Annotated in this window: 15 protein-coding genes; 11 read left to right on the forward strand and 4 right to left on the reverse strand. The window is 58.2% G+C overall.

The genetic code is table 11. The features are described from left to right. Positions 1-8: 8 nt before the first annotated feature. Positions 9-1250: a type II and III secretion system protein family protein gene (locus tag HK44_RS03200; protein WP_019689323.1), complete on the reverse strand. Its 1242-nt coding sequence runs from the start codon at positions 1248-1250 to the stop codon at positions 9-11. A gap of 476 nt (positions 1251-1726) precedes the next feature. On the opposite strand from HK44_RS03200, the gene HK44_RS03205 reads away from it, so the two are divergent. The 7 genes from HK44_RS03205 to HK44_RS03235 all read left to right on the forward strand — a co-directional run bounded on the left by HK44_RS03205 (position 1727) and on the right by HK44_RS03235 (position 7632). Further along, the gene (locus HK44_RS03205; RefSeq protein WP_019689324.1) at positions 1727-2200 is read left to right on the forward strand and encodes a TadE/TadG family type IV pilus assembly protein; all 474 of its coding nucleotides are present in this window, start codon (positions 1727-1729) and stop codon (positions 2198-2200) included. A 106-nt stretch (positions 2201-2306) separates the two neighbouring features. Beyond that, positions 2307-2762, forward strand: a complete 456-nt coding sequence (locus HK44_RS03210; protein ID WP_141651658.1) for a TadE/TadG family type IV pilus assembly protein — start codon at positions 2307-2309, stop codon at positions 2760-2762. Continuing rightward, positions 2759-4135 carry a vWA domain-containing protein gene (locus tag HK44_RS03215; RefSeq protein WP_141651659.1) on the forward strand — a complete coding sequence of 459 codons (1377 nt, stop codon included), beginning with the start codon at positions 2759-2761 and terminating at the stop codon, positions 4133-4135. The genes HK44_RS03210 and HK44_RS03215 overlap by 4 nt, the downstream gene beginning before the upstream one ends. A gap of 356 nt (positions 4136-4491) precedes the next feature. Then, a complete protein-coding gene (locus HK44_RS03220; RefSeq protein WP_019689327.1) occupies positions 4492-5271 on the forward strand; it encodes a transporter substrate-binding domain-containing protein in 780 nt (259 codons plus the stop codon). A gap of 57 nt (positions 5272-5328) precedes the next feature. Further along, on the forward strand, positions 5329-6057 hold the full coding sequence (locus HK44_RS03225) for an ABC transporter permease (RefSeq protein WP_019689328.1): 729 nt from the start codon (positions 5329-5331) through the stop codon (positions 6055-6057). Further along, entirely contained in the window at positions 6054-6764 is a 711-nt protein-coding gene (locus HK44_RS03230) for an ABC transporter permease (protein WP_019689329.1), read from the forward strand. The genes HK44_RS03225 and HK44_RS03230 overlap by 4 nt, the downstream gene beginning before the upstream one ends. 103 nt (positions 6765-6867) lie before the next feature. Beyond that, positions 6868-7632 carry an ABC transporter ATP-binding protein gene (locus HK44_RS03235; RefSeq protein WP_019689330.1) on the forward strand — a complete coding sequence of 255 codons (765 nt, stop codon included), beginning with the start codon at positions 6868-6870 and terminating at the stop codon, positions 7630-7632. A 108-nt stretch (positions 7633-7740) separates the two neighbouring features. Here HK44_RS03235 and HK44_RS03240 read toward each other — a convergent pair whose 3' ends face one another. Next, the gene (locus HK44_RS03240) at positions 7741-8139 is read right to left on the reverse strand and encodes a PA2817 family protein (protein WP_019689331.1); all 399 of its coding nucleotides are present in this window, start codon (positions 8137-8139) and stop codon (positions 7741-7743) included. Positions 8140-8234: 95 nt separating this feature from the next. After that, a complete protein-coding gene (locus HK44_RS03245) occupies positions 8235-10682 on the reverse strand; it encodes an acyl-CoA dehydrogenase (RefSeq protein WP_019689332.1) in 2448 nt (815 codons plus the stop codon). A 249-nt stretch (positions 10683-10931) separates the two neighbouring features. Here HK44_RS03245 and HK44_RS03250 point away from each other — a divergent pair, with 249 nt between their 5' ends. The 4 genes from HK44_RS03250 (at position 10932) to HK44_RS03265 (ending at position 14100) form a co-directional block, all read left to right on the forward strand. After that, positions 10932-11591 carry a transglutaminase-like domain-containing protein gene (locus tag HK44_RS03250; protein WP_019689333.1) on the forward strand — a complete coding sequence of 220 codons (660 nt, stop codon included), beginning with the start codon at positions 10932-10934 and terminating at the stop codon, positions 11589-11591. A gap of 43 nt (positions 11592-11634) precedes the next feature. Next, positions 11635-12258: a glutathione S-transferase family protein gene (locus tag HK44_RS03255; RefSeq protein ID WP_019689334.1), complete on the forward strand. Its 624-nt coding sequence runs from the start codon at positions 11635-11637 to the stop codon at positions 12256-12258. A gap of 133 nt (positions 12259-12391) precedes the next feature. Beyond that, on the forward strand, positions 12392-13324 hold the full coding sequence (locus HK44_RS03260) for an ABC transporter ATP-binding protein (RefSeq protein WP_019689335.1): 933 nt from the start codon (positions 12392-12394) through the stop codon (positions 13322-13324). Then, positions 13321-14100 (forward strand): ABC transporter permease, encoded by a 780-nt coding sequence (locus tag HK44_RS03265; RefSeq protein WP_019689336.1) that lies wholly within the window; start codon positions 13321-13323, stop codon positions 14098-14100. The genes HK44_RS03260 and HK44_RS03265 overlap by 4 nt, the downstream gene beginning before the upstream one ends. Before the next feature lie 348 nt (positions 14101-14448). Here HK44_RS03265 and HK44_RS03270 read toward each other — a convergent pair whose 3' ends face one another. Beyond that, complete coding sequence (locus tag HK44_RS03270; protein WP_019689337.1) at positions 14449-14823, reverse strand: DUF6124 family protein; 375 nt, start codon at positions 14821-14823, stop codon at positions 14449-14451. Positions 14824-15080 lie beyond the last annotated feature (257 nt).

Consider the following 15080-nt stretch of genomic DNA (forward strand, 5'->3'; position numbering starts at 1 on the left):
GTTCCGGTTCATTGCGATAACCCGCTGCGACGGTCGAAGTCGCCGTTTTCCAGGAAATACATACGGAACCAGTTCGGGTCGTAATTGCGCAGTTGCTCGCCGGGCAATGACGGCAACTGGGCATTGGCCGCCAGTGGTTGCACCAGGTGCGGGGTCACGACCATCAGCAACTCGCGTTCTTCGCGATTGATCGTGGAGTCGCGGAAAAATGCGCCGAGGATCGGAATATCTCCCAGGCCAGGCAACTTGCTGACCGACGAAATGTTCTTGCTACTGATCAGGCCGCTGATCACAAAACTCTCACCGTCTGCCAGGGAAATACTGGTGTCGGTACGCCGTATTGTCAGTGCCGGTACGATCGTGCCAGCGATGGACACGCCGTTGGTGAAGTCGAGTTCACTGACTTCCGGCGCCACCTTCAAGGTAATACGCTGGCGACCGATCACAGTCGGGGTCAGGGTCAGACGGATGCCGAACTCCTTGTACTCGATGGAAAAATTATTACTGCCACTGCTGGGCACCGGGACTGGCACCTCGCCACCGGCCAGGAAGCTCGCACTTTGCCCGCTCAGCGCCACCAGGCTTGGACGCGCCAGGGTGTAGGCAAAACCACTGTTTTCCAGGGCGTTGATCAGCCCCAATACCTTGCCGCCGCCAAAGCCGATATTGAAACTGCCATTATTGAGCGGGATATTGGTGATGGTGTTACCCAGTTGACCGGGTGCCACCGTCACCCCGGGCACCGTGCCCGGAGAGCCGAACAGAAAACTGCCGCCTTTGCCGAAGATCGAGGTACTGGCCTCTTTCAATTTGGTGCGGCTGACTTCCACGAAGCGAATATCGGTCTGCACCTGACTCGGCAACAGCGGATCTTCCGAAGGCAGCACTGATGAGCCTGCCACGGCCGTAACGGCTTTGCCGCGCACGAACACCATGCTCTGGCGAGGCGCGCTGGAACATCCCGTCCAGATCATCAGGCTGGTCGCACCGGGCGCCATGCCGGTCAGCAGGAACGCATCATTGCCGTTGAGATGCACATCGGCGACTTTGGGGTCGCCCACCGCCAGCCGCGTGATTGCCACGGGGGAGCGCATGGCTTGCTGCATGCCTTCGCCCACTTCGACCACTGCCGGCATCTGCTCCAATCCCGTACAGCCGCTCGGCGCCGCCAGCGCCGCCCCCGAAGGCAAGCCTGCGATCATCAAAGCCCACGTCACTCGCTTGAACACCTGCACGGAATTACTGTTCATTCACGACTTCCTTGCTGAATGGGAAAGTTCACTCGCAGACCTGGCTGTCACAGATCACTTGGGCAACCGTTCTGGTCAGCGCGTTCGCCCGAGTTTGTCATCTGTATCATCCCTCGATCTTTCCTGGTGTGGGATGACCCCGTACCGGCCCCAAGTAGCTATTTCTCTATTTCGCTGTTTCGTTATCTGACGGTAGCGCATAAAGCCCTAAATGCCATTACTCAGGAAAAAACCTTCAACGACTGACACCCCATCAGCAATCCGCGAACGCGGGCTGCCGCAAAAAAGTTTTAGTGATCGGCAAAAAAGTCCTAACCCCCTCTGTTGCCCGTTGGCTAGGGTTCAGACAAGCAGTTCATGAAGCAAACGCCCTGATTAGGGAGTCGTTGATGAACAATGATTCCGTGCAGATGTTCAGGCGAATAGCGTGGGCGAGTGAAGTTTTTCACGGCGGACAGTGACGCCGGGGAGGGGACATGATGAGTGCCAAGCGCGAAACCGGTACGACGATTGTGGAGTTCACACTTGTACTCCCGTTGCTGCTGATGCTCCTCTTTGGGATTTTCCAGTTTGGCTGGCTGTTCTTCAACTACGCCGTGCTAACAAGTGCCGCGTCGACGGGGGCACGTCTATTGGCCACCCAGCGTGGTTATGCCACCCCGTACTCGGACACTAAAAACGCGGTACTGGCGGCGGCGGGAATCATCGCGCCTTTAGCAAGCCTGAATAAGACGTTGACGATCAACGTGTCCGTGAATGGAGCGTCGTGCCAGAGCGACGCCACCTGCGCCACCGCTCTGGGCACGGCCAGTCAGGCCCCGGCTACCGGCACACAAGCCAGTATTACTCTTACTTACCTGTTCGCTCCGATACTGGGTGGCTCATTAGGCAGCCTCGCGTTAGTCGTGCCCTCGAGCTTGAATGCGACAATGTCGGAGCTTGTGCAATAGCCGGCAATCCTTGAGTCGCCACACGGGGCCACACCTGGCAAAAACGGTGTGACGTTTGTGCCATGAAGGCATCGGTGACGAACACCATGCCACGTTGGGGACGATCATGATGCGAAAAATGCAAAAAGGCGTAGCGGCCGTCGAGTTCTCCCTCGTGGCCCCATTGCTCGTTCTATTGCTCTTCTGTCTGGCGGAGTTTGGCTGGTTGCTCGTTAACACCGTGATGGTCATGAATGTCGCGTCGTCAGGCGCGCGCTTCTTCGCCAGCCAGCGCGGGACAACCACCCCCTACACGGACACCAAAACGCAGATCCAGAAATCGGCGGCCTACTTGACCGTAGCGAATCTGTCGTACTCGACTTCCGTGGGAAACGCCTCATGCAGCGCTGACGCTACTTGCGCGACCGGCCTGAACAATGCAGTGCTGAATGGGGCGGTCACTAATGCCACGGTCACGGTGACGTACTCCCCTTATAAGCCCCTATTCGTAGGGTCTTTTCCCGGTGTTACGAACCTGCTCCCTTCATCGCTGAGCTTCACAGTCGTAGAGCGAACGCAGTGAACACTCCTTATCAAATTCCTCAACTCAAGGAGTACACCATCATGTCAAGAATGTCTGACCGGCAGCAGACCATGGGCCACCAACGTGGCTCCGTTGTTATCCTGGTCGCTATCTCGATGGCCGTCCTGCTGGGATTTGTCGCCCTGAGCGTTGATGCGGGCTACGTTCTCTACAATCAGAAGCGCCTGCAGGCCGCTACTGATGCCGCCGCGCTGGCCGGAGCCGCCGACCTTTGGAACTTTCCGTTTGCAACGGCGCAAACGAATGCCAAAACGTACTCCGCGCACCTCGCCGCACAGGGGAACAACCCGTTTCCTTCCGGCGTCACGGTGTCGCCGGCCACCATCACAGGTCTGCAATTGGTAAATGCCCAGTTGCCCGCAGCCGGAGCAGTGTCGAAATTCAATGGTATCCAGGTAGTCCAGCAAGCGACGGTGCCGCTCTACTTTTCCCAGGTATTTGGTATCGCTTCAATGCAAATTACCGCTTCCTCGAAGGCTGCAGCCGGCGGCGGAGCCGTGCCCACCAAATACAATGTCATTATTTTGCTCGACACCACAGGATCGATGAATACCACCGACGCTAATTGCCTGGGGGCCAATGGAAAGGCAATGACTCGACTCCAATGTGCCCAGCAGGCGGCACTCACACTCATAAGCAACTTGACCAACGCTGGTGACAACGTTGGCTTGATGACCTACCCGCCGCTCGCAGCAAGTACCAACTTTTCATGCGGCTCGAAGCAATCTATAGCCAGCAGTTACTCGGCGGTGGCGCCGGGATTTGTTACGAGCGGCGCCACCTATCAAGTCTCCGGGCTCAGTTCCGGCTTTCTCAAAAACGGCCAGGTCAACACGACTTCAAGCATCGCGCAGGCGCTAGGGGTAGGTGGCTGCGGCGGCATCCAGGCCATTGGCGGTTTAGGCACGTATTTCACCCAGGCGATTTCTTCCGCGCAGGCAGCCTTGCTGAACATGTCACAAGGGCAGTCGCCGCCCGGGCAAGACGTGATCGTCCTGATGAGCGACGGCGATGCATCTTCATCACAAGCTCAACTCGGCAACACCTACAAAAGCCAATATGGAACGGAATGCAAGGCGGCCGTTACGGCAGCCAATACCGTCAAGCAGACCAGTACGCTGATCTATAGCGTGGCCTATATCGGTGGCGGTTCCACTTCGGCGCCGTGCAGCGACGGTAGTAGCGATTTGACGCCTTGCAACACGATGCAGCAGATCGCCTCAGGCCCCTCCTATTTTTTCTCTGACACTTGCCCGAACGCAGCCGGGGGGAGCGTCAACCTGAATACAGCCTTCAAAACCATCTCATACGCGCTGACGAAACCGCGGCTGATCCCGCCCAATGCGCTGTAACGTTTGAAGACGGCATTGCCTGCACTCAACCCGCGAGGCTGTCCCACTGCGGGTTGTTTCCACACGAAATATGCCTTCTAAGATTGTTACCGGATGCACCGACACGACGCAAAATGTGGCCCCGGTAACATTCATGAGCGCGGCTCGATAATCCTCGAGCATTTTCTAATCATTCCAAAAGCCCCGTTCCAGAGGCTTTCCTGTCGCTTCTAAAAGCTTTCTTCATCTGCCGTTCAGCGAGTTGGCTGGTTGATTGCATATGCTTGTATGTACAAGTAAGTGTGTGTGCGTAGAAGTCCTCGGTTACAACACCCATGCGCCACAAGCGCCCGTAGTGGTTTTAGGAATTGATAATAATGAAAAGAACATTGCTGACCCTTTCTGCTTTGACCTTGTGCATGGCCGCAGGCGTAGCCACGGCCAAAGAGTACAAAGAGCTGCGTTTTGGCGTTGATCCTTCCTACGCACCGTTCGAGTCCAAAGCGGCCGACGGCAGCCTGGTGGGCTTCGATATCGATGTGGGCAACGCGATCTGCGCCGAGCTGAAGGTCAAGTGCAAATGGGTCGAGAGCGATTTTGACGGCACGATTCCAGGCCTGAAGGCCAACAAGTTCGACGGCGTGATCTCTTCCATGACCGTGACTCCGGCCCGTGAGAAAGTCATCGACTTCTCCAGCGAGCTGTTCTCCGGCCCGACCGCTCTGGTCTACAAGAAAGGCTCCAGCGTTTCTGACGTAGCCTCGCTCAAGGGTAAAAAAGTCGGCTACGAGCAAGGCACCATCCAGGAAGCCTACGCCAAGGCCGTACTGGACAAAGCCGGGGTTGAAACCAAGGCCTACGCCAACCAGGACCAGGTTTACGCTGACTTGATGTCCGGTCGCCTCGACGCCACGATCCAGGACATGCTGCAAGCCAAGCTGAGCTTTTTGAAGTCGCCGCAAGGGGCTGATTACGAGGTCAGCCAGCCGATCGACAGCGAGTTGTTGCCCGCTAAAACAGCGGTGGGTATCGCCAAAGGCAACACCGAGCTCAAGGCCCTTCTCGATAAAGGCATCAAGGCGATCCACGATGACGGCACCTACGACTCGATCCAGAAGAAACACTTCGGTGATCTGAGTCTCTACAGCGGCAAGTAAGGCCCCGGTGCCCGTCCTCGGGACGGGCGCTTTTTTATCGCGATAGGTTCCTGAATTATGTTCGAAGCACTTTTGCAGACACTCGGGCTCTCCGCATTCAGCTTGAAGGGGTTCGGCCCTCTGTTGCTGGAAGGCTCCTGGATGACCGTCAAGTTATCGATACTGTCGCTGCTGTTGAGCGTTTTGCTCGGCCTGATCGGCGCCAGTGCCAAACTGTCCAGCGTCAAACTGTTGCGGATTCCGGCCCAGCTCTACACCACGCTGATTCGCGGCGTGCCGGACCTGGTGCTGATGCTGCTGATTTTCTACAGCCTGCAAACCTGGTTGACCAGTTTCACCGAGGTGCTGGGCTGGGAATATATCGAGATCAATCCGTTCGCCGCCGGGATCATCACCCTGGGCTTCATCTACGGCGCGTACTTCACCGAGACCTTTCGCGGAGCGATCCTCGCGGTGCCCCGCGGACAGATGGAAGCCGCCACGGCCTACGGCTTGAGCCGTGCTCAGCGCTTTCGCTTCGTGGTGTTCCCGCAAATGATGCGCTTCGCCCTGCCGGGCATCGGCAACAACTGGATGGTGATCCTCAAGGCCACCGCGCTGGTGTCGATCATCGGCCTGGCGGACCTGGTCAAAGCCGCTCAGGACGCCGGTAAAAGCTCCTATCAACTGTTCTTTTTTCTGGTGCTGGCAGCGCTGATCTATCTGGTGATCACCAGCGCGTCGAACTATGTCCTGCGCTGGCTCGAACGGCATTACGCGGCAGGTTCCCGGGAGGCGGTACGATGATCGAATTACTGCAGGACTACTGGAAGCCTTTCCTCTATAGCGACGGTTACCACATCACTGGCCTGGCCATGACGCTGTGGCTGCTCAGCGCCTCGATCTTCATCGGCTTCCTGGTGTCGGTTCCACTGTCGATTGCCCGGGTTTCCAACAAGCTTTACGTGCGCTGGCCGGTGCAGTTCTACACCTACCTGTTCCGTGGCACACCGCTGTATATCCAGCTGCTGATTTGCTACACCGGGATCTACAGCCTGGCCGCAGTCCGTGCGCAGCCGGTGCTCGATGCGTTCTTTCGCGATGCGATGAATTGCACCATCCTCGCCTTTGCCCTGAACACCTGCGCCTACACCACGGAGATTTTCGCCGGGGCGATTCGCAGCATGAACCACGGTGAAGTCGAAGCCGCCAAAGCCTACGGTCTGACGGGCTGGAAGTTGTATGCCTACGTGATCATGCCGTCGGCCCTGCGTCGCTCGTTGCCGTACTACAGCAACGAAGTGATCCTGATGCTGCACTCGACCACCGTGGCCTTCACCGCCACCGTCCCGGACATTTTGAAAGTGGCGCGGGATGCCAACTCGGCGACCTTTCTGACCTTTCAGTCGTTCGGCATTACCGCGCTGATCTACCTGTTGGTCACCTTTGCGCTGGTCGGGCTGTTCCGCATTGCCGAACGTCGCTGGCTGGCTTTTCTGGGCCCGGCTCACTAGGACTTAGCGCTCTGTACGGCCGCTCATCAGGCCACGGGCTTTGTCGCCGACTGCGACGTCTACGCAGCGGCGACCCATTTTCCCTTAGAGGATGCTTGCGCACATGTACAAATTGACTGTTGAAGAACTACACAAGAGTTACGGTAGCCACGAAGTGCTCAAGGGCGTTTCCCTGAAAGCCAAAACCGGTGACGTGATCAGCCTGATCGGCGCCAGCGGCTCGGGCAAAAGCACCTTTTTGCGCTGCATCAACTTTCTCGAAACACCCAACGACGGCGCCATGAGCCTGGACGGCAAGCAGATCCGGATGGTCAAAGACCACCATGGCATGCATGTGGCCGACGATGCTGAACTGCAACGACTGCGCACCCGGCTGGCGATGGTGTTCCAGCATTTCAATCTGTGGGGCCACATGACCGTGCTGGAAAACATCACCATGGCCCCGCGCCGGGTGCTGGGTGTCAGCAAGAAAGATGCTGAAGATCGTGCCCGACGTTATCTGGATAAGGTCGGGCTGCCAGCGCGTGTGGCGGACCAGTACCCGGCGTTCCTGTCCGGTGGTCAGCAGCAACGGGTGGCGATTGCCCGCGCACTGGCCATGGAGCCGGAAGTCATGCTGTTCGATGAGCCGACCTCGGCGCTCGACCCGGAGCTGGTAGGCGAAGTGCTCAAGGTAATCCAGGGCCTGGCCGAAGAAGGCCGGACCATGATCATGGTGACCCACGAAATGAGCTTTGCCCGCAAAGTCTCGAATCAGGTGCTGTTCCTGCATCAGGGGCGGGTAGAGGAAGAGGGCGCGCCTGAAGACGTGCTGGGCAATCCGAAGAGCGAACGGCTGAAGCAGTTCCTCAGCGGCAACCTGAAGTAACACCCCAAACCCTGTAGGAGCTCGCGAAGCCTGCGATCTTTTGATCTTTGCGACAAAAAAAGGCCCGCATGTTTAACCGTGCGGGCCTTTTGTATTTCTGATCCGGGATCAGTGCTTGCTGTCCTGGTTCGACAGGGCCAGCAGTTGTTTTTCCTGATTCCAGTCGAACGGTTCGTCGTTCTGTTCGGCTTCGTAACGACGTTCTTCCAGTGCCTGATACAGACCGATTTCATCGTCGGGCATGTAGTGCAGGCAGTCGCCGGCGAAATACCACAACAGGTCGCGAGGGACCAGGTGGGCAATTTGCGGATAACGGGTGATGACCTGACAAAGAATGTCCTGACCCAGGTATTGGCTTTCGATCGGATCGATTGGCAGCGACGCACGCAGTTCGTCGAAGCGCTCCAGGAACAAGGCATGACTTTCGTCTGGAACCTGCTCGGCTTCACCGACAGCGACCAGGATACTGCGCAGGAGGTCGAGCTGGACGAGAATTTGGTCGAGCATAACGGGAGTCCTCTAGAACTAAAGCAAAACGGGCGCTGGAGTATATAGCTCCAGCGCCCGCTTTTCATCATTGACCCGCCGGACGAGCCGCTGCGTTAGCGGGTCTTGCCCTTCGCCAGTTCAAGTTGCTCCTTGGAAAAGTCATCGACGTCGATCACTTTGCGCCGCGCGGCTTCGGCCTCATGCAAGGTATGTGCTTCTGCGGCTTGCAACACGCCGGCCTCCAGGGCGGCGTCGATGACATGCTCCCCGGCTCCCGGTTTGAACTGCCCGCTCTTGAGTGCAAAGTGCATTTTTTTCTGCAGCGGTTGTGCGGTACTCAGCAGGTCGCAGGCATGTTGCAGAGCACCGACCGGGTCATCGACCGACTGCGGCCGGTAACACCCTCCCAGCAACTCTTCGAGTGTCGGATCGCCCTTGGCCCGGCCAATGACCGCAGCCACTTCGGCACCGAGTGTGTCCGACGGTCCTTTGTGACGGCGACCAAACGGGAACACGATCACCCGCATCAGGCAACCCAGCACCTTGTTCGGGAAGTTGCTCAGCAGTTCATCCAGCGCCCGTTCCGACTGGCCGAGACTCTCCTCCATGGCCCAGGTAAACAGCGGCGCCATGTGTTCGGGTGAATCAAGATCGTGGTAACGCTTGAGGGCGGCTGAGGCCAGGTACAGGTTGCTCAGTACATCGCCGAGTCGGGCCGACAGGCGTTCGCGACGTTTCAGTTCACCGCCCAGCAACATCATGCTCAGGTCTGCGAGCAGGGCAAATGCCGCGGCCTGACGGTTGAGGGCACGGAAGTAGCCCTGGCTGAGTTTGTCCCCAGGTACATGTTCGAAATGCCCGACGCCGAGGTTCAGTACCAGGGTGCTGGCGGCGTTGCTCACGGCGAAACCGATGTGCTTGAGCAGCAGGCCGTCGAATTCCTTCAGTGCCTGGTCTTTGTCTTCACGGCCGGCGAGGGCCATTTCCTTGAGCACGAATGGATGGCAACGGATCGCGCCTTGTCCAAAGATCATCAGGTTGCGCGAAAGGATGTTCGCGCCTTCCACCGTGATGAAGATCGGCGCGCCTTGCCAGCTGCGCCCGAGGTAATTATTGGGCCCCATGATGATCGCCTTGCCACCGTGCACATCCATCGCGTGGCTGATGCACTCGCGACCGCGTTCGGTGAGGTGATACTTGAGAATCGCCGAGAGCACCGAAGGTTTCTCGCCGAGATCCACCGCGTTGGCGGTGAGCATCCGCGCGGCGTCCATCATCCAGGCGTTGCCGCCGATACGCGCCAGCGCTTCCTGAATTCCTTCGAAGGCAGACAGCGGCACGTTGAACTGCTCACGAACCTGAGCGTATTGACCGGTCACCAGGCTGGTGAACTTGGCGGCGCCGGTGCCGACTGCCGGCAGCGAAATAGAACGCCCGACGGACAGGCAATTCATCAGCATCATCCAGCCTTTGCCGAGCATCTCCTGGCCGCCGATGAGGAAGTCCAGCGGCACGAATACGTCCTTGCCAGAGTTTGGGCCGTTCATGAACGCGGCGCCGAGAGGCAGGTGGCGGCGACCGATTTCGACACCGGCGGTGTCGGTCGGGATCAATGCGAGGCTGATACCAAGGTCTTCCTCGTCACCCAGCAGATGGTCCGGGTCATAGGCCTTGAACGCCAGGCCGAGCAGGGTGGCGACCGGGCCCAGGGTGATGTAGCGCTTTTCCCAGTTCAGCCGAAGACCCAGGGTTTCCTGGCCTTCCCATTCGCCTTTGCAGATCACCCCGGTGTCAGGCATGGCGCCCGCATCGGAGCCGGCCAGCGGGCCGGTCAACGCGAAACACGGGATGTCGTCGCCACGCGCCAGGCGGGGCAGGTAATGGTTGCGTTGTTCATCGGTGCCGTAATGCAGCAACAGTTCGGCCGGGCCGAGGGAGTTGGGCACCATCACGGTGGAGGCCAGGTCACCGCTGCGGGTGGCCAGCTTCATCGCCACTTGCGAGTGGGCGTAGGCGGAAAACCCCTTGCCACCGAATTCCTTGGGAATGATCAGGGCAAAAAAACCATTCTGCTTGATGTGTGCCCAGGCTTCGGCCGGCAGGTCCATCGTCTGGCCGATCTGCCAGTCGCTGACCATGGCGCAGAGTTCTTCGGTCGGGCCATCGATGAACGCCTGTTCTTCTTCGCTCAACTGCGCTTTGGGATAAGACAGCAGTTTGTTCCAGTCCGGACGCCCGCTGAACAGCTCGCCATCCCACCAGACGGTGCCGGCATCGATGGCGTCGCGTTCGGTTTGCGACATCGGCGGCAGGGTTTTCTGGAACCAGTTGAACAGCGGGGCACTGAAGTATTTGCGTCGCAAGTCGGGCAGCAGCAGTGGCGCCGCCACGACGGCCAGCACGATCCAGAAAATCAGCAGCAGCCAGCCTCGAGCGTGGCTGAAGACTCCCATCGCCAGCAGATAGACCGCCACGATACCCAGGGCGGGCAGGGGCGCGATGCGGCGGTGAGCCAGCCAGGCAATCCCGACCACCAGAACCAGTATCCACAACAGCAGCATATTCAATCCTCCGTGAAGCCAGGGTCAAAACCACCTTCAGAGCTTAGACGGCATCTGCAAAACGGGGTGGTCAGAGCAATGTGTTTGAAATCGTGGGAAACAGCGGTGAATTTCGTGAGTGATAACGCTGACGGACGCTGTAAAAAAGCTTCGCTGAGCGTGCGACAAACGCTGATGTTTGGCCGAAACGTCGTTATCTCTGTGCTAGGTCTGCCGATAGACTCATGGCTTCCCCAGGAGATTTTTCTCATGCACGAGTACCTGAGCCCCGGCCGCTTCATCGATAGTGACCACCCCGCGGTGGTGGAGTTCGCTGAACGGCATCGCGGCAACAGCCGTGACCCGGTCAAGCAAGCGGTGAGTCTGTATTACGTCGTGCGTGAAGCGGTGCGCTACAACCCCTATACCTTCAGCCGTGATCCCGCGACCTTGCGCGGCAGTTATGCACTGGCCACCGGCGAAAGCTACTGCGTACCCAAAGCCACCTTGCTGGCAGGTTGCGCGCGGCACTGTGGAATCGCGGCGCGGATTGGCCTCGCGGATGTGCGCAATCACCTGTCGACCCCGCGCTTGATCGAGTTGCTCAAGAGTGACGTGTTCGCCATGCACGGTTACACCGAGTTGTATTTGCAGGGCCGTTGGGTCAAGGCCACACCGGCGTTCAACCAGAAACTCTGTGAGCTGTTCGATGTGCCGGCACTGGAGTTCGACGGGATCAATGACAGCATCTTCCATCCGTTCAATCGCCAGGGGCTGCAGTCGATGGAGTACCTGGTCGACCATGGCCAGTTCGCCGACGTGCCCGAACCGTTCTTCTTCGAGTACCTGGAAAAACGCTACCCGCATTTGTTCAACGACCAGTTACCGGCATTGCTCGGGGACATGCAGACTGATTTGAGTCGCGGCTGATCCGGCGTAGACTGCCCCGGCATTCATCCATCGAGGAGCGGTCATGCTGAAGATTTGGGGTCGGAAAAATTCGTCGAATGTCAGAAAGGCACTGTGGTGCGCCGAAGAGCTCGGGCTGACCTACGAAACGCAGGATGCGGGCGGGGCTTTTGGTGTGGTCGACACACCGGAATATCGCGCGATGAACCCCAATGGCCGCATTCCGGTGATTGAAGACGACGGTTTTGTACTGTGGGAATCCAATACCATCGTGCGTTACCTGGCTGCCCGTCACGCGGCGGGTTCGAACTGGTTCCCGGCCGATGTGCAGGCCCGGGCGAGCGCGGAAAAGTGGATGGACTGGACCACTTCGTCGTTTGCCGAACCTTTCCGCCAGGTGTTCTGGGGCGTATTGCGCACCCCGGCCGATCAGCAGGATTGGGTTGCGATCAACGCGGCGCAGAAAACCTGCGAGCAATTGCTGTCGATGGTCGATCAGGCATTGGCGCAAAAGCCTTATTTGTCCGGTGACGAGATCGGCGTGGGCGATATTCCGTTGGGCAGCTTTATCTATGCCTGGTTCGAGATGCCCATCGAGCGAGCGCCAATGCCCCATCTGCAAGCCTGGTATGCGCGACTGAAGCAACGTCCGGCGTATCAAAAAGCCGTCATGACCGCGTTGACTTAATACTGACTATCAACACACTTGACTGTACTTGTGCGGCGTCGCCAAGCACCATTGCGTCTATGCGCCGCGGTTGCATGGGTCGCCGCCCGCTCTTATTTATTCCGAACTTCCCTTCTTGGTGCGTAAATCCGATATGAGTTCTGCTCTGTCCATCCGGCAGCTAACCAAAACCTACGGCAACGGTTTCCAGGCCTTGAGTGGTATCGATCTGGATGTCGCCGAAGGTGACTTTTTCGCCTTGCTCGGCCCCAACGGTGCCGGCAAATCCACGACCATCGGCATTCTCTCGACCCTGGTGAACAAGACCAGCGGAACGGTGAATATCTTTGGCCACGACCTGGACCGCGAGCCGGCTGCGCTCAAGCGTTGCATCGGCGTGGTGCCGCAGGAATTCAATTTCAATCAGTTCGAAAAGACCTTCGACATTGTCGTGACCCAGGCCGGTTACTACGGTATCCCGCACAAAGTCGCCAAGGAACGCGCTGAGCGATACCTGACTCAGCTCGGCCTGTGGGACAAGCGCGATGTGCCGTCACGCTCACTGTCGGGCGGCATGAAGCGGCGACTGATGATCGCGCGTGCGTTGGTGCATGAACCGCGCCTGCTGATCCTCGACGAACCGACTGCCGGTGTGGACATCGAACTGCGTCGCTCAATGTGGACCTTCCTCACCGAGCTGAACCAGAAAGGCATCACGATCATCCTCACCACGCATTACCTGGAAGAGGCTGAGCAGCTGTGCCGCAACATCGGCATCATCGACCACGGCACCATCGTCGAAAACACCAGCATGCGTAACCTGCTCAGCCAACTGCATGTCGAGACGTTCCTGCTGGACCTGAAGAGCGCCATGATGGTTGCGCCGCAGTTGAATGGTTATCCAACCCGCCTGCTCGACAGTCACACCCTGGAAGTCCAGGTCGACAAGTCCGTCGGCATCACAGCGTTGTTCGGTCAGTTGGCCATGCAGAACATCGAAGTGCTGAGCCTGCGCAACAAAACCAATCGCCTCGAGGAGTTGTTCGTGTCTCTGGTGGAGAAAAATCTGGCGAAGGTGGCCGTATGAGTTCCGAACTGAAGCCCAACCTCGTTGCGCTCAATACCATTGTTTATCGTGAGGTCCGGCGTTTTACCCGGATCTGGCCGCAGACCCTGCTGCCGCCGGCCATCACCATGGTTCTGTACTTCGTGATCTTCGGTAATCTGATTGGCCGGCAAATCGGTGATATGGGTGGTTTCACCTATATGGAATACATCGTGCCGGGCTTGATCATGATGTCGGTGATCACCAACGCCTACGGCAACGTGGTCTCGAGCTTCTTCGGCAGCAAATTCCAACGCTCCATTGAGGAGCTGATGGTTTCACCGGTTTCGCCGCACACCATTCTGATCGGCTACACCGTGGGCGGGGTGCTGCGCGGTCTGGCAGTGGGCGTGATCGTGACGCTGCTTTCGCTGTTCTTCACTCACCTGCAAGTTCACCATTTGGGGATTACCCTGCTGGTGGTGTTGCTGACGGCAACGATTTTTTCGCTGCTGGGCTTCATCAACGCGGTTTTTGCGCGCAACTTCGACGACATTTCGATTATCCCGACGTTCGTCCTGACACCGTTGACCTACCTGGGCGGGGTGTTCTACTCGATCAGCCTGCTGCCACCGTTCTGGCAGACCGTATCGCTGGCCAACCCGGTGCTGCACATGGTCAACGCTTTCCGTTACGGCATCCTCGGCGTTTCGGACATCAAGATCAGCATTGCCATTACCTTCATGCTGGTGGCAACCGTGGTGCTGTACATCGGTTGCGCGCGGTTGCTGGTCAGCGGACGCGGGATGCGCACGTAACCCGCGGCAAACTCGATCCTTGTGGGAGCGAGCTTGCTCGCGAAGGCGTGATTGCCAGCACTGCAAAAGATGGGTACTACACAAAAAACGGCCTCCCGAGTGGACAATGCTGTTCACTTAAGCCGATGTTTCAGGCACATCCGCAGTTGTGGCGAGGGAGCTTGCTCCCGCTGGGGCGCGAAGCGGCCCTGAATTGGGCCTGCTGCGCAGTCCAGCGGGAGCAAGCTCCCTCGCCACAGATACTTCTCAGGCCTCCAGACTTCCTTAAGTGAACAGCGTTGCTCCCAAGTGGAGGCCTTTGTTTATTGATGATCGTTCCCACGCGGGAACGATCAGCGTGTTGGCGTGCTACTGCGGTGAATCCGGTGGATCGAGGTGATCCAGCGCCCGATTCACCGCCAACTCGGCCAGAGAAATCATCTGCTGAATCGCCAGCGCGGTATTGCGTTTGGGGCCTTCAAGTTCAAACGCCAGGTCGCTGGCCATGACATTGACCGACGCAAGGGTCTCGCAGGCGTGGGCCAGCAGGGTTTCGCTGTCGACGTCGGGGGCGATGACGAAAATGCAGCCTGGGCGTCGGTCGGCTAACAACGTCTTGGTTTCCGGCAGCACCAGGTAATGATCGAGCGCACGGTGCGCGGCGGCGTGGAGTTCTTTTGAGTCGAGGGAGGCGTAGGGAGAAACCGGATCGGTTTCGGGTGGATTTGGAGTTGGTTTGAACATTGTCGTAATTTCCTCTTTGGAGCTACCACCGATTCGCTGCTAAACGAAAGGGTGGCGGCTGTACGCAGGTTAGCAGACCGGGAGGAATCACGAAAAACCGGCGCACCCGAGGGTGCCCTGCGCACAGCCACCATAGAGTTCAGGGATGGAATACCTGAATTTCTGAAGTGCAGTGCACCTACGTGAAACCTCCGAGCTGCTAAACCCGATCGCTGATGGGCAGCGACAGGAGAACAATAGAAGCGAGGACCAAAGCG

Origin of the sequence: Pseudomonas fluorescens HK44, assembly GCF_000217955.3 — a bacterium.
GTDB classification, from domain to species: Bacteria; Pseudomonadota; Gammaproteobacteria; order Pseudomonadales; family Pseudomonadaceae; genus Aquipseudomonas; species Aquipseudomonas fluorescens_AQ.